The sequence below is a fragment of the Altererythrobacter sp. KTW20L genome (genome assembly GCF_023501975.1).
Lineage (GTDB): Bacteria > Pseudomonadota > Alphaproteobacteria > Sphingomonadales > Sphingomonadaceae > Alteraurantiacibacter.
This window is the reverse complement of sequence record NZ_JAMFLH010000005.1, coordinates 128,360-147,303: the sequence shown is the minus strand read 5'-3', so window position 1 is coordinate 147,303 and position 18,944 is coordinate 128,360. Positions and strand designations below refer to the sequence as shown.

Below are 18,944 nucleotides of genomic sequence, written 5' to 3'. Positions count from 1 at the left end.
GCAGCGGTTTACTCGAATAAAACCTTTCGCCCTTAACGCGGGCTCGTGGCCGAAGACTATTCCGGATTGCCGAGCCTGCCGCTCCGCCTGAGAGCTGCGCAGATTATCGGTTTCAAGGATCCCGACGAGGGGGACTGGGCGCGCCTGCGCGTGCTGCAATACCGCGAATTGTACCAGACTGCTGGCGTGCGCATCATCGGCCACCTGCTGGCCGCATTGACTGTCATCAGCCTCTATGTCGATGACATACCCTTGCCGCTGATGGGCGCCTGGCTGGTGGCGCTGTTCTTGTCGGTTATCTATGTGATCCGCATCGAGCGCGGACTGGCCGATATTGATCGCCGGTTGATGACACGGCGAGAATTCAACCGCCACTGCTGGGCCATTGCCGCTATGGCCGTCGTCTGGGCCCTGTCACTGCTGATTTTCGTGCCGATGGGCGATCAAGGCAACCACTATGCCTTGTGGACCGTGGTGGCGATGCTGGTGGCGGGATCGTCCAGCAAGATGAAGCAGGCCCCGTCCATCACGCTCATCTGGGCGGTGATCTGCGGCGCGGCGGCGGCGGCTTCGTTCATGCTCAAAGGCGAATATGTCTTCGCTATGGCCAGCGTGATCTTCTGCTTTATCATCGTCCACGGCACGATCGATATCGCCCGCACCTTCCTCACCGCGCGCATTGCCGAAATGGGCGTTGCCGAAAAGGACGAGGTCGTCTCGCTGTTGCTGCGCGAGTTCGAGGAGCACCAGGCCGACTGGCTGTGGCAGATCGATACCCAGCGGCGCATCAAGGGCGCCAGCCCGCGCTTCGCCTATGCCCTGGGCAGCGAGGCCAAGGAAACCGAAGGCAAGCTGATCATGGAGCTGCTGGCCGGCAAGCTGTGGAACGCCGGTGACCTGCCCCCTTCCTTGCACGAACTGGCCGAACGCCTGAAGCGGCGGGAGAGCTTTGCCAACCTGGTGGTGCAGGTCGAAGTCCCCTCCGGTCGTCGCTGGTGGGAACTGTCGGGCACGCCGATCTTCGACGATACGGGTGCCTTCGCCGGTTTCCGCGGCGTGGGATCGGACGTGACCCAGCAACGCGAATCGTCGGAAAAGATCGCCTATCTTGCCCGCTACGACACGCTGACCGGCCTGCCCAACCGCCTGATGCTGACCGAAGGGCTGGCAGAAGCCCTGCGCTATGCCGCCCAGTGGAAAACCCGCTGCGCCTTCCTGATGATCGATCTCGACCGCTTCAAGTCGGTCAACGATTCGCTGGGGCACCATGTGGGCGACCGCCTGCTGGCGCAGGTCGCCCAGCGGCTGCAATCGGTGATGAGCCCGAATGAGCAGGTCGGTCGGCTCGGCGGTGACGAATTCGCCGTGGTGATCCGCGATGCCTCGCGCACGGGCCATGTGGCGGAAGTCGCCCAGCGCGTGGTCGATGCTATTTCGCAACCATATACGGTGGACAATCACACGCTCTATATCGGCGCGTCGGTCGGCTCGGCCATGGGTCCGCGCGACGGGCCCAATGTGGAAACGCTGATGCGCAATGCGGACCTGGCCTTGTACCAGGCCAAGGACGATGGCGGCGGCGAACACCGCCAGTTCCTGCCCGCGCTGCACAGCAACGCACAGGAAAAGCTCAAGCTGGAGGCCAGCCTGCGCACGGCCATCGGGAACGAAGAGATGGAGCTGCATTTCCAGCCGGTGGTCAACGCCCGGTCGGAAAACGTGGTCAGCTTCGAAGCCCTGTTGCGCTGGAACAGCAGTGACCACGGCTTTGTCAGCCCGGCCAAGTTCATTCCGCTGGCCGAGGATACCCGCCTCATCGTGCCGATCGGCGACTGGGTGCTGCGCGAAGCCTGCCGCGAGGCCATTTCCTGGCCGGAAGACATCAAGGTGGCGGTCAACGTGTCGGGCGAACAATTGCTCGAACCGCGCTTCTCGCAGACCGTGGTCCGCGCCCTGGCCGATACCGGGCTGCCCGCCCACCGGCTGGAAGTGGAAGTGACCGAAAGCGTGTTCCTGCGCGATGGCCGCACCGCCCGCCAGACGCTGGAGGAAATCCTCGCGCTTGGCTGCTCCATCGCACTCGACGATTTCGGGACCGGTTATTCCTCGCTCGGCTACCTGCGCACGATGCGCTTCTCGACCATCAAGGTGGATCGCAGCTTCGTGCAGGGCGCTTCGCAGGACAATCCCGAAAGCCTGGCGATCATCAACGCAGTGGTCGCCATGGCCACCAGCCTGGAAATGTCCACCACGGCCGAAGGCGTGGAGGATGCGGTGCAGGCCCAACTGGTGCGCGATCTCGGCTGCACCAAGATCCAGGGCTACTACTTCGGTCGCCCGATGAGCGCGCTGGAGGCCCGATCGCTGGTGTTGAAACGCCGGAATACGGCGGCGGCGTGATCTGAGTTGCGAAGGGCCATCCGGCCCTTCGTCCTCGGCGCTGATCCTTCCGCTACGCTACAGGGCACCTGCGGGCGCGCGTTCGCGCTTGCGGGCCTGGGGCCCGTGACAGCCTCTCAACGATCAGCTGGTTGTTCGGCGAAGCCGCACCATAGGCCAAACGGCCGCCCGCAGGCGCCCCGGAACGAAGTGCAGGGAATAGCGCCGAGGACGAAGGCGCGGATGCGCCCTCGCAAAGCAAATCAGGCTGCGACCAGCGAACCGATCACGCTTTCGAACAGCGCCCGTCCATCGGTGCCGCCATGGTCCTGCTCGATCGCGCGTTCGGGGTGGGGCATCATGCCCAGCACGTTGCCGCCGGCGTTGAGGATCCCGGCAATGTCGCGGCGCGACCCGTTGCAGTTCTCGCCAAAGCGGAAGGCCACGCGGCCATCGCCTTCCAGCCGGTCCAGCGTGGCATCGTCGGCAAAGTAATTGCCGTCGTGGTGGGCAACCGGGATCTGGATCACCTGGCCCGCTGCATAGCGGTTGGTGAACAGCGACTGGTTGTTTTCCACCTTAAGCGGCACGGTGCGGCAGATGAAGGTTTGCCCTGCGTTGCGCATCAACGCACCGGGCAGCAGGCCCGCTTCGGTCAGCACCTGGAAGCCGTTGCACACGCCCAGCACGGCCACACCGCGTGCGGCGGCGGCGATCACGCCCTGCATTACCGGGCTCTTGGCCGCCATCGCACCCGAACGCAGGTAATCGCCATAAGAGAAGCCGCCTGGCAGGGCGATGAAATCGAGACCTTGGGGCAGTTCGGCATCGCCGTGCCACACGCGCAGCGGGGCCTTGCCCGAAACTTTCTCGATCGCCACCGCCATGTCGCGGTCGCAATTGGAACCGGGGAAGGTGATGACTGCGGCGCGCATCAGGCCGATTCCAGCTTTTCGACGCGGTAGTTCTCGATCACCATGTTGGCGAGCAGCTTGCGGCACATCTCGTCCAGCGCCTCGTCCGTTGTGCTGTCGGCCACGTCCAGCTCGATCAGCCGGCCCACCCGCACATCGGCCACGCCTTCGAAGCCGAGGCCTTCGAGCGCGTGATGGACCGCGCGGCCCTGGGGGTCGAGCACGCCGGGCTTGAGGTTGACGAAGATGCGGACTTTCATGGCTGCGGTCCTGTCGCTGGGGGTCAATTCGATCTGTGGCACGGAGTCGCCGGATTACCGAGCCTATGGCGACGCACCCGGCAATCGGCAAGAGGGGCAAGGCCCTTTGCCGATTGCCGGGTCGTAATCACTCTGCCGCTGGATCGGCCTGGGGCAGGACCGTCACTTCCAGCCGCTGCGCCGGATCGAGATAGCGCTGGGCCATCTCCTGCACATCCGCCGGGGTCAGTTCGGCCAGCACGGCGCGGCCTTCGACATAGCGCTGCAGGCGGTCGGGCTGGGTTTGGGCGCGATCGACCAGGCCCATCCAGCCACTGTTTGATTTCAGCAGGTTGTCATAGGATTCCAGCTGCGGGGCGCGGGCGCGCAGCAGGGTGTCCTCGTCCACCGGTTCGGCGCGCAGCCGCTCGATCACATCGAGCATCGCCTCGCGCGCCGGGGCCACGTCGTCCGGGGTGACCGCGGCGCTGACCGAGAAGGTGCCATAGCCCGGATAGACGCGCGATTGCTGGGCGTTGGCGCTGGGCGAATAGGTCTGCCCCAGCTCCTCGCGCAGCCGGTCGAGCAGCAGCGAACGCGCGACGTTTTCGAGCAGGTTCAATTCCAGCGTCTCGCGCATGTCCTCGCCGTCCCGGGTCGGCCAGGTCATGTAGAGCAGCGCCTGGCCTGCATCACCCTGGTGGGCGAGCGTGCGGGGCGAGCGGTCGGCGGTAAAGCTGCGGTCGCGGTTGGCGGCATAGTCGCGGAACTCCGCCTCGCGCGGGGGCAGCGCGCCCAGCGTGGCGGCGACCATGGCGATGGCCTGGTCCTCGTCGAAATCGCCCACCAGCGCCACTTCCATCGCGCCATTGGCCAGCCGCTCGCCGATCGCATCGCGCAGGCCCGCGAAGGTGAGCAGCATGTATTCGGACTCGGGGCGCAGCGAATAGCGCGGATCGTTGTCGGATATGATCCCGCCCAGCGCATTGCGCAGCGCTGCATCGGGGGTGGCGTTCAACTGCGCGAAGAAGTTGGCGACAGAGCGGCGGTACTGCTCCTCGCCCTGGCTGCGCCAGCCGGGATCGCTGGCAGCAGCGGCGAACAGCTGCAGCTGCATTTCAAGATCGCGCGTGGTCGTCGTGGCATTGAACTGGAAGGTCTCCTCCTCGGCACCGATGTTGAGTCCGACCTGCCGTCCCGCGAGGATCGAGACCAGCTCGTCCAGCGTATGGGCACCGAGGCCCCCCGAGATTAGCGACGAAGTCATGGCCGTGGCCAGCGGCTGTTCGCGCGTGTCGAGCAATTGCCCGCCATCGATATTGACCTGCACCGTGACCCGGTCAGCCGCCAGGTCGGTGCGCTTGAGGTTGAGCTTCACGCCGTTGGCAAAAGTGATCGTGCGCACTTCGAGCAGCGGTTCCACAACGTCGCTCACCACCGTGCCCGGCTGGCCGAAATCGGTATAGGCGAAGTCATCAAGCGCGGCATCGTCGCGCGCTTCCAGCTCCATGGCCATGCCGGTTTCCCAGGCATTGCGGAGCGCTTCCTCGCTGCCTTCAGGCGCGGTGCGACCGGAGAAGCGGATCAAAGGATTGTCGAGCGGCACGAGGTCTGCCCGCATCGCCGCCAGCACGGCTTCGGGCGTGATCAGCGGTTCGTGTTCAAGGAACCGTTCGAGCGCGCTTTGCGGAGTGGTCGGCACCTGGCCGTCTTCCAGCAGGGTCATCGCGCCGGTGAGGAAGTTGTTGTTGTGGCGTGTGGCGGCACCGGCGGCATTGGACTCCACCGAGGCGCGCAGGTTGGCGACCTGCTCTGCCACTTCGCCAGCCGTGAAGCCGCTTTCCACCGCCCGCCGATATTCCTCCTGCGCGGCGGCAAGGCCGCGCTGCCATTCACCCTCGGCGGCCTGGATAACCAGCGAGGTGGTGCGGGCAGCCTCGAACACTTCCTCGGTGTTGATCCCGGCGGCGCGGAACGGCGGGTTTTCCGTCCGGCTGAGGCGTTGCAGGCGGCGGTTGACGATCGAATAGCCGATCTCGCGCAGCAGCCGCTCGCGCCGGGTTTCAACCGTATCGGGCCGCTCGATCCACGGGCCGCTGCGCGACACGTTGACCTGTTCGGACAGCGCGGGGTCGAGGTAGATATCGGTTTCCCCCGCGCGGTCCAAGTCGATGGGGCCGGCCGGTGCGGGGTCTCCCACCGGTGCGCCCTGCCAATCGGCAAAATGCTTGGCGATGGCGGCCTCGGCCACCTCGGGATCGAATTCGCCCACCACGATGATTGCCACGTTGGAGGGGCGATACCACCGTTCGTAATAGTCCCGCAGCCGCTGGCTAGTGGCGGCAGAGACGGTTTCGTCGCTCCCGCCGATCCAGTTTTCGGCAAAGGCCGAGCCGGGATAGAGGAACTTCAACTGGTCGATCAGGGCGCGCTGCTGGAAGGTATCGCGGACCCGCAGTTCGGACCGGATCACGCCGATCTCGCGCTGGACGGCTTCCGGGTCCAGCGTCAACTCGCTCGCCGTTTCGCGCATGATCATCAACGCGGTGTCGAGCAGGCCTTCATCGTTGCGCGGCAGGTTGAGCATGTAGACCGTGCGGTCGAAGGTGGTCGAAGCGTTTGTATCGGGCCCGAAGGCCAGGCCCTCGCGCTCAAGCAGGCGGATCATCTCGCCTTCGGGCACATTGGTCGATCCATTGAACGCCATGTGCTCAAGGAAGTGGGCATAGCCCGCCTGGTCCGGCTCCTCGCCCAGCGACCCGGCATTGACCCACAGATAGACCATCCCTTGCGCGGCGGGGGTGCCATTGGGCCGGATGATATAGCGCATGCCGTTGTCCAGCACGCCCAGCCGGTAGTCGGGATCGAGCGGCAGGTCGCTGGCGGCAATGCCGAACGGATCGCCGGGTAAGCCATCTGGCGCGGTGACGTGATGCACCACCCGTTCGACATCCTGGTACTCAGGAGCCTGGGCGGTTGCAGCAAGCGGAAGGGCGAGCGCGGCGAGGCCCGCGCAAAAGACGTGGAATTTCATGCCGCACCTGATGCGGCAATCGAGCTTAACCCGCAATTACTTCTTAAGCCCTACTTCTTCGGCTTGGTCGGGGAATTGCGCAAGCGGGTACGGTGGGCACTCATGTCCAGTACTTCGCCGGGGCTGCCATCGTCCTGCAACAGGCCAAGGCGGCGGGCGACTTCCTGGTAGGCTTCCTCTTCGCCGCCCATGTCGCGGCGGAACCGGTCCTTGTCGAGCTTCTCGCCGGTGGTGAAATCCCACAGGCGGCAGTTGTCCGGGCTGATCTCGTCGGCCAGGATCACGCGGCTGTAGTCGCCATCGTAGATGCGGCCGAATTCCAGCTTGAAGTCCACCAGACGGATGTCGATCGCGCTGAACATGCCGCACATGAAATCGTTCACGCGGATCGCCATGGCGGCGATGTCCTGCATTTCCTCGTGCGTGGCCCAGTTGAAGCAGGCGATGTGCTCTTCGGCCACCATCGGGTCGTTCAGCTCGTCCGACTTGAGGTAGTATTCGATCAACGTGTGCGGCAGTGGTTCGCCTTCGGGCAGGCCCACGCGCTTGGCGAGTGATCCGGCCACCACGTTGCGCACCACCACTTCGAGCGGAATGATCTCGACTTGCCGCACCAGCTGCTCGCGCATGTTGAGGCGGCGGATGAAGTGGGTGGGGATGCCGATAGTGGACAGGCGGGTGAACACATGCTCGCTGATGCGGTTGTTGATCACGCCCTTGCCGTTGATCGTGCCCTTTTTCTGGGCGTTGAAGGCGGTGGCATCGTCCTTGAAATATTGGATGATGGTGCCCGGCTCCGGACCTTCATAGAGGATCTTGGCCTTGCCTTCGTAGATCTGGCGGCGGCGGGACATGGGCACACCCTTTGCTTGATGGCGCGGGCACTGTCCGCACCGGAAAACGAGAGCGCCCCGGCTAACGAAGCAGGTGCTTCGCCGGTGCCGGGGCGCGGTTGACACGGCCTATACACCCAAGCCCCCCTGCTGGCAATTGTGCTGGCATTGCGGCTCGTGGATATGACCGCTAAGTGCCCGCGCGGGTCACATGAGGGTCGATATGAACATTCGCGCTGCCGCCTGCTCGGCATCCATCCTGGCAATTCTCGCGTCGTTGCCAGCATTGGCACAGGATAATGACGGGGATGTGATCGTGGTCACCGGCTCGCTGATTTCGGGCAGCGAGGAGGATGGGGCCGCACCGGTCGATGTCATCACGGCGGATGATCTTGCCCGCGCCGGATCGCCCGGCCTGATGGAGCTTGCCCGCCGCCTGCCGGTTTCCGCCGGGGTGATCGGTGATTCCAGCCAGTTCGATCCGCGCAGCCAGTTTGCCCAGGGCGTGTCCAGCGTGAACCTGCGCGGCCTGGGGCCGCAGCGCACGCTGGTGCTGCTCAACGGCAACCGCATGGCGGCGACCGGCGGCGGCAACGTGCCGCTGGTGGACCTGAACCTGATGCCCGCCTCCGCGCTCGCCCGGATCGAGATCCTGAAGGATGGCGCGGCGGCGACCTATGGCTCGGATGCCATCGCCGGAGTGGTCAACCTCATCACCCGCACCGACCAGCAGGGCTTCGTGGTCGGCGGCGACTATCGCTATGTCCCCGGGTCGAGCGGCGACTGGACCGGTTCGGCCAGCTACGGCCAGCAGTTCGGCGCCCTCAGGCTGTTCCTGTCGGGCGGCTACCAGCGGCGCGGCGAATTGCAGATGACCGACCGCGCCTTTGCCTGGCGCGACTTTGCCGAGAACCCGCAAGGCGGCTTCAGTGGCGGCGGCAATCCGGGCAATTTCGATTTCAACGGTGCGGTCGGCGGCACGGTGTTCGAGGCGGACGAGGGCTGCGAGGCACTGGGCGGGTTCCGATCCTTGCCGGGATCGAGCAGCGACCTGTGCCAGGCGAGCTACCTCGGCTTCACCAACCTGGTCGAGCCGGAGGAACGCTATCAGTTGTTCGCCGACCTTGACCTCGACCTTGGGCCGGGAATGGACCTGCGCGTGACCGGACTTTACGGGCGCACCCAGACCTGGCTGCACACCTCGCCCAGCTTCCTGCCCACCATCGCACCTTCGGCCAATGCCGCGTTCGGCGGGACCGGGCTGTTCACTATTCCGTCCTATGCCCCGGCGCTGGCCGACTATTGCGCCCGCTTCGGCGCGGCGGCGGGCTGCGCGCTGGACGGCGCGGGCAATCCGACCGAACCGGCGCTGGCCTTCCCGGTGCGCTTCCGCCCGCTGCTGGCCGGCGGCAACCCACTGTTTGATGACGAGCGCGGGGCAACCCAGCTCGACTACAACAACGATGCCTACCAACTTGCCGCCGAATTCACCGCCGACCTGAGCGGCGGGATCGAGCTGAAGCTGGGCGCAACCTGGTCGCAATACGATGCCTTCTTCGAAGTGGGCGACAGCTTCGTGGATCTCCTCCAGAACGCACTGGCGGGCTTTGGTGGGGAAAGCTGCGCCTATGCTAGCCCGGCGAGCCGCGCAGGGCTGAGCCAGTCCCAGCTTGCCGCGCTGGCGGGCACCGGTGGCTGCACATGGTTCAATCCGTTCTCCACCGGCGTGGCGGGCAACGCCGTGACCGGCGAGGCCAATCCCAATTTCGCGGGCAACGGCAATCCGCTCGGGCAGGATGCGAGCCCCGGCGCGGGGCTGGTCAACGATCTCGGCACCATCGGCCATTTCTACAACGTGTGGGGCCGCACGGCGAACACCCGGCAGCTGGTGGCGGATGCCGTGCTGGCGGGTGACAGCGGCGTCACGCTGCCGGCCGGCGAGGTGCGGTTTGCTGCCGGAGCGCAGTTCCGCCGCGACCGTTTCGCGCGGGTCTTCGAGGGCGGCAACAACCTCGACCTGTTCCCCTGTCCCGGATCGGTGCTCAACCCGGTTGCAACCTGCGATCCCGAAACCGGCGCGCTCGGCTTTATCGGGGCAGGGCGCGATTTCGCCGTGAGTCGCGAGGTTTACGCATTGTTCGGCGAGCTGCATCTGCCGCTGGCCGATCGCCTGTCCGCCCAGCTTTCCGCCCGGTTCGAGGACTATGGCGCCGATGTCGGCTCCACCTTCGACCCGCAGGTGCGCTTGCGGTACGAGGCGACCGACTGGCTGGTCCTGCGCGGCGGGGTGGGCAGCACCTTCCGCGGGCCGCCCGCCAACCAGACGCTGTCCGACACGGTAATCCTGACATTCATCGGCGGGGCCTTCCGCGCGGTGGATATCCTCGCCAATCCGCAGTTGCAGCCGGAAAAGGCGACCACCTGGAACGCCGGTGCGGTCGTCGATAGCGGGGGCCTGAGGCTGAGCGCGGATTACTGGCGCTATGACTTTTCCGGCGGGATCGAGAACGAGCCGGTCGGTGGGATCGTGGCGGCCATGTTCGGCGCAATCGGCACGGCCAACTGCGGCAATCCGGCCTTTGCCGGGCTTGAGGCGCGCTTCACCTTTTCCGGGGGGGTCTGCGGGGCGGGCAATGTCCAGCGGCTGGCGACCTATGCCTTCAACGCGTCGGACGTGACGACCAGCGGGGTGGACGCCCAGGCCAGCTATGACTGGCGCGCGGGCGGAGTGGACCTGCAGGTGGGTGCAGCGGGCAGCTATGTGATCAACTACCGCGTGGACGACGTGCTGGTCGAAGGCGTGCTGGTCCAGCCCAGCTTCGATGCGGTCGGCAAGCTCAACTTCCAGACCACGGCCTATCCCCTGCCGCGCGCCAAGGGGCAGGCATGGGTACAGGCCCAGGCGGGCGACCACTCCCTGCGCCTCGCCGTCAACCACGTGGCAGGCTACGAGGACCAGCGCGGCGCGGCGGTGTTCGGCCCCAATAGCGGCGCGCTGGCGGGGGCTTCGGTCACCGGCGGCAAGCGGTTGGCGGCCCATACCACCGTCGATCTCGCTTGGCTGTGGACACTGGACAGCGGCACGCGAGTGTCGGTGGCGCTCGACAACATTTTCGACCGCGATCCGCCGTTCGCCCGGCTTGACCAGAACTACGATCCGTTCACCGCCAGTCCGCTGGGCTTCACCGCCAAACTGGGGGTGAGCCAGGCGTTCTAGGGCAGGCGCCGGTGCGATAGCCGGGCCGAAAGGGCCGGAACGAGCGTTTTTCCGGTGGAACCACAATCGCCCGTTTGCGTATAGCCCCAGGCGCTGTCATTGTGCGGCGCACTGCAATTCCCGGAAAAATCCTGAATGTACCACGCCATTGCTCCCGCCCTGCTGGCGTCTGTATCCCCCTTGCCGCTGCCTGTTGCGGTGGTGCAGGTGGCGGACATCGAGCTACCCGATACGGTGTCGGCCGGAACTGTCGAACAGGCGCAACCGGCGGGCGAGCAAACCGGTCCGAACCCTTTGACCGATGCCCCCGATTCCGGCGAAGTGCATCCCGGCGACATCATCCGCGTCCAGGGCACGGTGCTCGATACGCCGGGCGATCCGCTGGAAAACCTCAACGCCCAGACCTTCGAGCTGACCCAGAAGGTGGACCAGGCCATCGTTGGCCCGATCGCCGGAGTCTATGAGGATGACCTGCCCAAACCGGTGCGCAATGGCCTGCGCAACGTGCTGCGCAACCTTCTGGAACCGGTCAACTTCCTCAACTTCATCCTACAGTTGAAGCCGGGCAAGGCCTTCGAAACACTCGGGCGGTTCGCGCTCAATACCACGGCGGGGTTCGGCGGGTTGTTCGACGTGGCGGCAACCGAACAGTTCAACCTGCCCTATCGTCGCAACGGATTTGCCAATACGCTGGGCTACTACGGCGTCGGACCGGGGCCTTTCATGGTCCTGCCGCTGGTCGGCGCGACCACCTTGCGCGACCTGGTGGGCAATACGCTGGACCAGGCCGTGGTGCCCTTCATTGTCGGCCCCCCGCTCGATACGCCCTATTACGCGATCCCGGCCTATACGGTGAATTCGCTGCAGTACCGGATCGAAGTGGACGAACGGTTGGCAGCGATCCGCGCCAGCGACGATCCCTATATGGCCACACGCGAAAGCTACCTGTGCCTGCGCGAAGCCGACATTGCCAAACTGCGCAACCGCCCGCCGCCGCGTGATTGCTCGATCGATGCGCTGATGGCTGCAGCCGATCCTTATTACGAGGACGAGCTGGACGAGGTGGCCGAGGAACCTGCCGCCGCGCCGGTCGAAGCTGCTGTGATCGACATGGCTCCAGTCCCCGCGCCCGAGCCGGTCATCGAATTCGTGGCGGCCCCGGTGATCCAGCCCGCGCCCTGATCCGGCCGGAGGTGACAGGCCGGAAAAGGTGACACAAGTGACGCACTGTCACTTTCGTTTCTCGCCTTAAACTGCTGCAATTCAAAGATTTCCGGTGCGCCGGACAAGGTGACACGGGAGCCGGAGACTTCGCTCTTGTTGCCTGGCCCCATCGCCGGAGCCATCCGGCCTGCCACAAGGCCAACTTGGAACTGACGGTGGGAAAGAGCCGATCTGGCTATCTGCCGATCTGCCACGGTGTAGGACAGCGCGCAGTTCGCAGACGGGCCACATCCCGCGCATCCCTGCGGAAAGCCCTTATCCGCACGACTGCGTATCGCCGCACAATGCCGCGTTCTGCCAGACTGGGCCCACAAACGGGGAGCGATATTGCTGATGGACAGGGAGCCTGACACCGCTTCGGCTGCGCGGGCGGGCGCATGACAAAACCGCTGGTTGCGACCGACCGCCAGTCGATCCTCGATGGCCTGGCCGATAGCTGGAAGCCCGGCGAAATCCGTGACCTTGCCGCCACCCTGCTGCGCCTGGCCGATTCGCTCGACCAGCGGTGGGATGACACGTCGACCCGGCCGATCTTCCGCTGGCCCAATGCCCTTTCGCGGATCGAGCGCAATGCGCTGAACCTGGCCATGACCGCGCGGGTGATCTACCAGCAGCGGCGCAAGCGGCACGATTTTCTGCCCGCGCAATTCCTGGGCGAACCGGCGTGGGACATCCTGCTTGAACTGTTCATGCAGTTTGCCGGCGGGGCCAAGGTGTCCACCACCAGCCTGTGCATCGCCGCCGACGTGCCTGCCTCCACCGCGCTCCGCTACATCGCGCAACTGGAGCAAGCTGGCTTGGTCAAACGCGAGTCCAGCGCCTTCGACAAGCGCGTGACCTTTGTCTCGTTGACCGACCAGGGAGTGCTGGCCGTGGGGTTATACCTGGAACAGCATTGAGCGGGCCGAGCCAATGGCGGGTGGTCAGCCCGCCAGCTTCGCCGCCGTTTCGGCCACACGCTTTGCCATGTAGCGCGCGCTGTCCAATTCGGTGGCGCTGGGCTGGCGGCTGCCGTCGGGTCCGGCGATGGTGGTGACGCCATAGGGCGCGCCGCCCTTGACCTCGTCCACCCCGTTCTGGCCTTCGAAGCCATAGTCGAGGCCGATGATCGTGCAACCGAAGTGCAGCAGGTTGGTGATCATCGAGAACAGCGTGGTTTCCTGCCCGCCGTGTTGCGAATTGCTGGAAGTGAACACCGCCGCAGGCTTGCCGATCATCGCGCCCGATGCCCACAGACCGCCGCAGGTGTCGAGGAAGGCGGCCATCTGGCTGGGCAGGCGGCCGAAGCGGGTGGGCGCGCCCAGGATCAGCCCGTCATAGGTGCCGACCGCGTTGGGGCTTTCGATCACCTTGTGCCCCTCGTTAACCGAGAAGCCGAAGTTCTTGACGATTTCGGCAGGCGCGGTTTCGGGCACGCGGCGGATATCAGCTTCGTGGCCCGCGGCGCGCACGCCTTCGGACATGGCTTCGGCCATCTGCGAGTTGTGGCCATAGGACGAATAGTAGAGCACCAGGATGCGGGCCATGGAAAACCTTTCTTTGTGGCTTGCCGGGTCGAGCGCCTGCGCTACAACCCCGGTCAAGGATCAAGGGAAAGAGGATGGTTAGTCGCGAGGAGCGCCACTTGCCAAGCTGCAATGATGGCAGCCGCAGGCGGTTCCGCGCAAGACCTTTGCAAACATATGAGCGAACAGGACGACATGCCTCCCGCCGCCGCACCCGTTGGGGATAGCGCTAACGCAGTTGTCGAGGGTCAATACTGGAAGGCCAACCTGCGCCTGCTCGGAATCCTCATGACCATCTGGTTCGTGGTCAGCTTTGGGGCAGGGGTGCTCTTTCGCGACTGGCTCGACCTGTTCCGCATCGGCGGATATCCGCTGGGCTTCTGGTTTGCGCAGCAAGGCTCGATCTACGTCTTCGTGGCGCTGATCTTCTACTATTCCCATGCCATGCGCCGGCTCGAGCGCAAGTACGACCTGGAAGACTGAGCCGCGCCATGGAAACGCAGACCCTGATCTACCTGTTCGTCGGCGCCAGTTTCGCGCTCTATATCGGTATTGCCCTTTGGGCACGGGCCGGATCGACCACCGATTTCTATGTCGCGGGCGGCGGGGTCAGCCCGGTGATGAACGGCATGGCCACGGCAGCCGACTGGATGAGTGCGGCCAGCTTCCTGTCGATGGCCGGTATCATCGCCTTTTCGGGCTATGACGGCAGCGTCTACCTGATGGGCTGGACCGGCGGCTATGTGCTGCTGGCGCTGCTGTTGGCCCCCTACCTCAGGAAGTTCGGCGAGTTCACCGTGCCCGATTTCTTCGGTGCTCGCTATTACAGCAAGACTGCGCGGGTTGTGGCAGTGATCTGCCTGATCTTCATCAGCTTCACCTATATCGCAGGGCAGATGCGCGGCGTGGGCATCGTGTTCTCGCGCTTCCTGGAGGTTGATATCAACCTTGGCGTGGTGATCGGCATGGGGATCGTCTTCGTCTATGCCGTGCTCGGCGGCATGAAGGGCATCACCTATACCCAGGTGGCGCAGTACTGCGTGCTGATCTTCGCCTACCTGGTGCCCGCCTTCTTCATCAGCTTCATGATCACCGGCAACCCCGTGCCGCAACTGGGGCTGGGGAGCGAGGTGAATGACGGATCGGGCCTGTTCGTGCTGCAGAAACTGGATCTGGTGCTGCAGGACCTGGGCTTTGCCGCCTATACCGACGGGTCCAAATCGACCATCGACGTGTTCTGCATCACCGCCGCGCTGATGATCGGCACGGCGGGCCTGCCCCATGTGATCGTGCGCTTCTTCACCGTTCCCAAGGCGAGCGACGCGCGCAAATCGGCGGGCTGGGCGCTCATCTTCATCGCCCTGCTCTATACCACCGCGCCGGCCGTGGGGGCTTTTGCCCGGCTCAATTTCGTGGAGACGGTGAACGAGCAGGACTATGCCACGGCACCCGGCTGGTTCCACAACTGGGAAACGCAGAACCTCATCGCCTGGAACGACAAGAACCAGGATGGCGTGATGCAGTACCGCAGCGGCGATGCCTTTGCGGGCGCTCCGGTGTTCACCGGCGAGACCGGCCCTTCGGGCCAGCGGCTGGTGTCTAACGCGGATGCCGTGGGCGAGAACGAGGTCTATGTCGATCGCGACATCATGGTGCTGGCCAACCCCGAAATCGCCGCACTGCCCGGCTGGGTGATCGCGCTGGTGGCGGCGGGCGGTCTGGCTGCTGCGTTGAGTACGGCTGCGGGGCTGCTGCTGGTGATATCCAGTTCGGTCAGCCATGACCTGCTCAAACGCACCTTCCGCCCCGATATCTCGGAGAAGGGGGAACTGCTCGCAGCGCGAATCGCGGCCAGCGCGGCGATCATGGTGGCGGGCTACCTGGGGATATATCCGCCTGGCTGGGTGGCGCAGGTGGTGGCCTTCGCCTTCGGTCTGGCCGCCGCCTCGCTGTTCCCGCCGATCTTCATGGGCATCTTCACCAAGTGGATGAACCGCGAGGGCGCGATTGCCGGGATGGTGTCGGGGCTGGGTTTCACCTTCCTCTACATCGCCTGGTTCAAGCTGTGGTTTCCCGAACTCGACAGGCCGCAGAATTGGCTGTTCGGCATATCGGCCGAGGGGATCGGCGTGGTCGGCATGGTGCTCAACTTCGCCGTGGCGATCGCGGTGGCGAAATTTACCGGTCCGGTGCCGCTCCACGTGCGCCAACTGGTCGCCCGCATCCGCATTCCCAAGGGAGCCGAAACTCCGCACATGCATTAGGGCACATGCATTAGGATTGCTGGTGCGGTGCGGTTGACTTTGGAGCGCACGACGTTAGTGGCCCCAGCGCAAGGGGACGCCTCCCTTGCTCTGGCACATCCGCTTGCCGAGTCCTGTCGAAGGGCAAGCCGGATCCATCGGGCAGGTGAGGACATTCATCCATGGCCAATGTGACCGTAATCGGCGCCCAGTGGGGCGATGAGGGCAAGGGCAAGATTGTTGACTGGCTGGCGGCGCGGGCCGACGTGGTCGTGCGTTTCCAGGGCGGTCACAATGCCGGCCATACGCTGGTGGTGGGTGACAAGACTTACAAGCTCAGCCTCCTGCCCAGCGGCATCGTCACTGGCACGCTCTCGCTTATCGGCAACGGCGTGGTGCTTGATCCCTGGGCCCTGAAGGCCGAGATCGAGCGGCTGGAAGCCCAGGGCGTGTCGATCACGCCGGACAACTTCGGCATTGCCGACAACTGCCCGCTGATCCTGCCCGTCCACCGCGATCTCGATGGCCTGCGCGAGGCGGCGGCGGGCTCCGGCAAGATCGGCACCACCGGCCGCGGCATCGGCCCGGCTTACGAAGACAAGGTCGGCCGCCGCGCCATCCGCGTGTGCGACCTGTCACACCTCGATGAGCTGGAGCCGCAGCTCGACCGGCTCTGCGCCCACCACGATGCGCTGCGCGCCGGGTTCGGCGAACCGCCGGTCGATCGCGCGGCGCTGCTCGAAGAACTGCGCGGCATTGCGCCCTTCGTGCTGCAATTCGCCCAGCCGGTGTGGCGCCGGTTGAATGAGGCCAAGAAGGCCGGTCGCCGCATCCTGTTTGAAGGCGCGCAGGGCGTGCTGCTCGATGTCGACCACGGCACCTATCCCTTCGTCACCAGCTCCAACACGGTCAGCGGCACCGTCGCCAGCGGCAGCGGCATGGGCCCCAACGCGGCAGGCTTCGTGCTCGGCATCGTCAAGGCCTATACCACCCGCGTCGGCAGCGGCCCGTTCCCGACCGAACTCGACGATGCAGATGGCGAGAAGCTGGGCGTGCGCGGCCATGAATGGGGCACCGTCACCGCCCGCAAGCGTCGCTGCGGCTGGTTCGATGCCGTGCTGGTACGCCAGACCTGTGCCCTCAGCGGTGTAACCGGCATCGCGCTCACCAAGATCGACGTGCTCGACGGGTTCGAGACCATCCGCATCTGCACCGGCTATGAGCTACACGGTGAGGTGATCGACTACCTCCCCGCCAACGCCCAGGACCAGGCCGCCTGCACGCCTGTTTACGAGGAGATCGAGGGCTGGGAAGGCACCACCGTGGGCGCGCGCTCATGGGCCGACCTGCCCGCCCAGGCGATCAAATATATCCGCCGGATCGAGGAACTGATCGAATGTCCGGTGGCGTCGGTTTCCACCAGTCCGGAGCGGGATGACACCATCACCGTGCGTGATCCGTTTGCGGATTAACTCCCGAGCTTTCGATATTCTTGACACGATCCTGATTTGTTCCCATCTTGTTCCCGCCTGATGCCAGGCGCGAATCATGAGTGGGGAACATGGGCCAGGTCGATTTTGCATATGGTGCGATTGCCGATGCCGTCGGCCTGCCGCTCGATGTCTCGGTCTATGCCGATCGCGCCGCCGTGCGGGTTGAGCTGGCGGAGGATGTTGCCGCCGCCGGGCTGACCTTGCGCGAATGCGGTTCGCTGGAAATGCTCGCAACGGGCGATCTGCGCGTTTTGGGGGAGGCGGTGCTGATCGATTGTCCGCAGCTCGACGCGGCAGGCATGGCGGCGCTCACCCGGCTGGACATGCGCGCGGCGCGGTCCGGCGCTATGCTGGTGGTCTCCACCTCAATGGAGGCGCTGGATGCGGTGTTCGGCTGTTGCGCGCAATCGCGTCCGCAGATCCTGGTGGACCCTCGCCGGGCGGACCGGATCATCGCGCTGGGCCAGGTGATGGCGCGCGCGCCGCATGGCCGGTTGCACGAACTTACCGAAACCGATCGGATGACCCTGCTGCGCCTGACAGAGCAGGTGAACACCATTGCCGAAAAGCTTGAACGGCTTGGCGATGCGGAGAGCGACGCGGTGCGCGCCGCGGGCATGGCCTTCCGCTTCGATGAACAGGCGGGTGCGACCTTGCGCTCGCCCGGAGATAAGCTGGTGCGTCCCGCCCGCCCGCCACTGCCCGATCCGCGGCTGGTCCGCCGCATCATCCAGCAGCGCCAGGCCCGCGCGCGGTTCTTCGATGGCGACCTGTTCGCCGATCCGGCGTGGGACATGCTGCTCGACCTCACCGCCGCACGAGTGGAGCACACGCGCGTTTCGGTCACTTCGCTGTGCATCGCCTCGGGCGTGCCGCCGACTACGGCGCTGCGCTGGATATCGCAGATGACCGATGCCGGCCTGCTCGAACGGGTGGAGGATGATACCGACCGCCGCCGCGCCTTCATCCAGCTGACCGACAAGGCGGTGGATGCCATGGCCCGCTACTTCGCCGAAATAGGCAAGGGCGGGGTGGGGATGGCTTGAGGAGTGCAGGCTCGATCAACCTGTTGCACCCTGGACGAGAACGTGTCCCTTCGCTCCGCTCGGGAGTTTCGACCGAAAATCATCCCCCGGATGATTTTCTGTTGTCAAAACTGGTGGGCGATGACGGGCTCGAACCGCCGACCCTCTCGGTGTAAACGAGATGCTCTACCAACTGAGCTAATCGCCCCACGCAGTGGGAAGCCGCGGAAATACGCGGTTTTCCGGTTGGGTCAAGGATGGAGTTTGGGGAGCAGGGGGTGCGCGCAACCATTGCTCGCGCCTGCTCAAAGCTGACAAGAATTACGTCAGGGTGTCTCGCGCGGACGCGGGCGCAGTTCGATCACTCCGGGTGTCACCGCGTAATTGCCCGAGAAGTTCAGGCGAACCGCCACCGGAACATCCCCGGTGTTGGCCAGGTACCACCCATGGATGCCTGTCATGGGGGCGACGAGGTGGCCATAGGTCGCGGATGCGGCGGGATCCTCGCGATAGAACATGACTGCCTTGTTGGCATCGGATTCGCCGTGGAATTCGGCCACCAGCGGCGCGCTTGTGGCGAGCGAGTAGAGCAGCACATCGCCTGCCGCCATGTGCACCTTGTACTCAAGGCGCGATCCGTCCTGTCCGGCAGGCGCCAGAGTGAGCTCGACGGTGTCGGTACGATGGGGCTGCGCAGTTGCTCGATGAATCGTGGCTCCGGGCAGATCATCGGTACGGAATTCAGGCGATTGGGCCGCAGCCGGCACTGCCACGAGGGTGGCTGCGGCAAGCGCGGCGGCAAGTCTGGGAGCGGTAAACATGTGATCCTGCTTTCTGT

The 18,944-nt window shown here is 65.1% G+C and carries 14 protein-coding genes and 1 tRNA gene; 8 read left to right on the top strand and 7 right to left on the bottom strand.

Annotated elements, in window-relative coordinates:
* Positions 1 to 45: 45 nt before the first annotated feature.
* Positions 46 to 2,400, top strand: a complete 2,355-nt coding sequence (locus tag M3P36_RS06565; RefSeq protein ID WP_249702454.1) for a putative bifunctional diguanylate cyclase/phosphodiesterase — start codon at positions 46 to 48, stop codon at positions 2,398 to 2,400.
* A 242-nt stretch (positions 2,401 to 2,642) separates the two neighbouring features.
* Here the strand turns inward: M3P36_RS06565 and purQ are convergent, their stop codons facing one another.
* The 4 genes from purQ to purC form a co-directional block, all read right to left on the bottom strand.
* A complete protein-coding gene (gene purQ, locus M3P36_RS06560; RefSeq protein WP_249702453.1) occupies positions 2,643 to 3,314 on the bottom strand; it encodes a phosphoribosylformylglycinamidine synthase subunit PurQ in 672 nt (223 codons plus the stop codon).
* Entirely contained in the window at positions 3,314 to 3,553 is a 240-nt protein-coding gene (gene purS / locus M3P36_RS06555) for a phosphoribosylformylglycinamidine synthase subunit PurS (protein WP_249702452.1), read from the bottom strand. The genes purQ and purS overlap by 1 nt, the downstream gene beginning before the upstream one ends.
* Positions 3,554 to 3,680: 127 nt before the next feature.
* Entirely contained in the window at positions 3,681 to 6,566 is a 2,886-nt protein-coding gene (locus M3P36_RS06550) for a M16 family metallopeptidase (protein WP_249702451.1), read from the bottom strand.
* 50 nt (positions 6,567 to 6,616) lie between these two features.
* Positions 6,617 to 7,420, bottom strand: a complete 804-nt coding sequence (gene purC / locus M3P36_RS06545) for a phosphoribosylaminoimidazolesuccinocarboxamide synthase (RefSeq protein WP_249702450.1) — start codon at positions 7,418 to 7,420, stop codon at positions 6,617 to 6,619.
* A gap of 202 nt (positions 7,421 to 7,622) precedes the next feature.
* Between purC and M3P36_RS06540 the strand changes: the two genes are divergently transcribed.
* The 3 genes from M3P36_RS06540 to M3P36_RS06530 all read left to right on the top strand — a co-directional run bounded on the left by M3P36_RS06540 (position 7,623) and on the right by M3P36_RS06530 (position 12,739).
* The gene (locus tag M3P36_RS06540) at positions 7,623 to 10,616 is read left to right on the top strand and encodes a TonB-dependent receptor plug domain-containing protein (protein WP_249702449.1); all 2,994 of its coding nucleotides are present in this window, start codon (positions 7,623 to 7,625) and stop codon (positions 10,614 to 10,616) included.
* 135 nt (positions 10,617 to 10,751) lie between these two features.
* Positions 10,752 to 11,798: an MlaA family lipoprotein gene (locus tag M3P36_RS06535; protein WP_249702448.1), complete on the top strand. Its 1,047-nt coding sequence runs from the start codon at positions 10,752 to 10,754 to the stop codon at positions 11,796 to 11,798.
* 419 nt (positions 11,799 to 12,217) lie between these two features.
* The gene (locus M3P36_RS06530) at positions 12,218 to 12,739 is read left to right on the top strand and encodes a winged helix DNA-binding protein (protein WP_249702447.1); all 522 of its coding nucleotides are present in this window, start codon (positions 12,218 to 12,220) and stop codon (positions 12,737 to 12,739) included.
* 24 nt (positions 12,740 to 12,763) lie between these two features.
* Here the strand turns inward: M3P36_RS06530 and wrbA are convergent, their stop codons facing one another.
* Positions 12,764 to 13,366, bottom strand: a complete 603-nt coding sequence (gene wrbA, locus M3P36_RS06525) for an NAD(P)H:quinone oxidoreductase (RefSeq protein WP_249702446.1) — start codon at positions 13,364 to 13,366, stop codon at positions 12,764 to 12,766.
* Positions 13,367 to 13,522: 156 nt separating this feature from the next.
* Here wrbA and M3P36_RS06520 point away from each other — a divergent pair, with 156 nt between their 5' ends.
* The 4 genes from M3P36_RS06520 to M3P36_RS06505 all read left to right on the top strand — a co-directional run bounded on the left by M3P36_RS06520 (position 13,523) and on the right by M3P36_RS06505 (position 18,127).
* Positions 13,523 to 13,828 carry a DUF4212 domain-containing protein gene (locus M3P36_RS06520; protein ID WP_249702445.1) on the top strand — a complete coding sequence of 102 codons (306 nt, stop codon included), beginning with the start codon at positions 13,523 to 13,525 and terminating at the stop codon, positions 13,826 to 13,828.
* 8 nt (positions 13,829 to 13,836) lie between these two features.
* Positions 13,837 to 15,609, top strand: coding sequence for a sodium:solute symporter family protein (locus tag M3P36_RS06515; RefSeq protein ID WP_249702444.1), 1,773 nt, complete (start codon positions 13,837 to 13,839; stop codon positions 15,607 to 15,609).
* Between the two features lie 161 nt (positions 15,610 to 15,770).
* A complete protein-coding gene (locus M3P36_RS06510; protein WP_249702443.1) occupies positions 15,771 to 17,060 on the top strand; it encodes an adenylosuccinate synthase in 1,290 nt (429 codons plus the stop codon).
* A gap of 89 nt (positions 17,061 to 17,149) precedes the next feature.
* Complete coding sequence (locus M3P36_RS06505; RefSeq protein WP_249702442.1) at positions 17,150 to 18,127, top strand: winged helix DNA-binding protein; 978 nt, start codon at positions 17,150 to 17,152, stop codon at positions 18,125 to 18,127.
* Between the two features lie 111 nt (positions 18,128 to 18,238).
* Here the strand turns inward: M3P36_RS06505 and M3P36_RS06500 are convergent.
* Both M3P36_RS06500 and M3P36_RS06495 read right to left on the bottom strand, forming a co-directional pair.
* Positions 18,239 to 18,314: transfer RNA gene (locus M3P36_RS06500), tRNA-Val, on the bottom strand.
* A 118-nt stretch (positions 18,315 to 18,432) separates the two neighbouring features.
* Positions 18,433 to 18,927, bottom strand: a complete 495-nt coding sequence (locus tag M3P36_RS06495; RefSeq protein WP_249702441.1) for a hypothetical protein — start codon at positions 18,925 to 18,927, stop codon at positions 18,433 to 18,435.
* Between the last annotated feature and the right edge of the window lie 17 nt (positions 18,928 to 18,944).

What these genes read in the sequence shown, in the direction of transcription:
- purQ (WP_249702453.1), bottom strand. Translation starts at nt 3,314, where the DNA reads ATGCGCGCCGCAGTCATCACCTTCCCCGGTTCCAATTGCGACCGCGAC.
- purS (WP_249702452.1), bottom strand. Translation starts at nt 3,553, where the DNA reads ATGAAAGTCCGCATCTTCGTCAACCTCAAGCCCGGCGTGCTCGACCCC.
- M3P36_RS06550 (WP_249702451.1), bottom strand. Translation starts at nt 6,566, where the DNA reads ATGAAATTCCACGTCTTTTGCGCGGGCCTCGCCGCGCTCGCCCTTCCG.
- purC (WP_249702450.1), bottom strand. Translation starts at nt 7,420, where the DNA reads ATGTCCCGCCGCCGCCAGATCTACGAAGGCAAGGCCAAGATCCTCTAT.
- M3P36_RS06540 (WP_249702449.1), top strand. Translation starts at nt 7,623, where the DNA reads ATGAACATTCGCGCTGCCGCCTGCTCGGCATCCATCCTGGCAATTCTC.
- M3P36_RS06535 (WP_249702448.1), top strand. Translation starts at nt 10,752, where the DNA reads ATGTACCACGCCATTGCTCCCGCCCTGCTGGCGTCTGTATCCCCCTTG.
- M3P36_RS06530 (WP_249702447.1), top strand. Translation starts at nt 12,218, where the DNA reads ATGACAAAACCGCTGGTTGCGACCGACCGCCAGTCGATCCTCGATGGC.
- wrbA (WP_249702446.1), bottom strand. Translation starts at nt 13,366, where the DNA reads ATGGCCCGCATCCTGGTGCTCTACTATTCGTCCTATGGCCACAACTCG.
- M3P36_RS06520 (WP_249702445.1), top strand. Translation starts at nt 13,523, where the DNA reads ATGAGCGAACAGGACGACATGCCTCCCGCCGCCGCACCCGTTGGGGAT.
- M3P36_RS06515 (WP_249702444.1), top strand. Translation starts at nt 13,837, where the DNA reads ATGGAAACGCAGACCCTGATCTACCTGTTCGTCGGCGCCAGTTTCGCG.
- M3P36_RS06510 (WP_249702443.1), top strand. Translation starts at nt 15,771, where the DNA reads ATGGCCAATGTGACCGTAATCGGCGCCCAGTGGGGCGATGAGGGCAAG.
- M3P36_RS06505 (WP_249702442.1), top strand. Translation starts at nt 17,150, where the DNA reads ATGGGCCAGGTCGATTTTGCATATGGTGCGATTGCCGATGCCGTCGGC.
- M3P36_RS06495 (WP_249702441.1), bottom strand. Translation starts at nt 18,927, where the DNA reads ATGTTTACCGCTCCCAGACTTGCCGCCGCGCTTGCCGCAGCCACCCTC.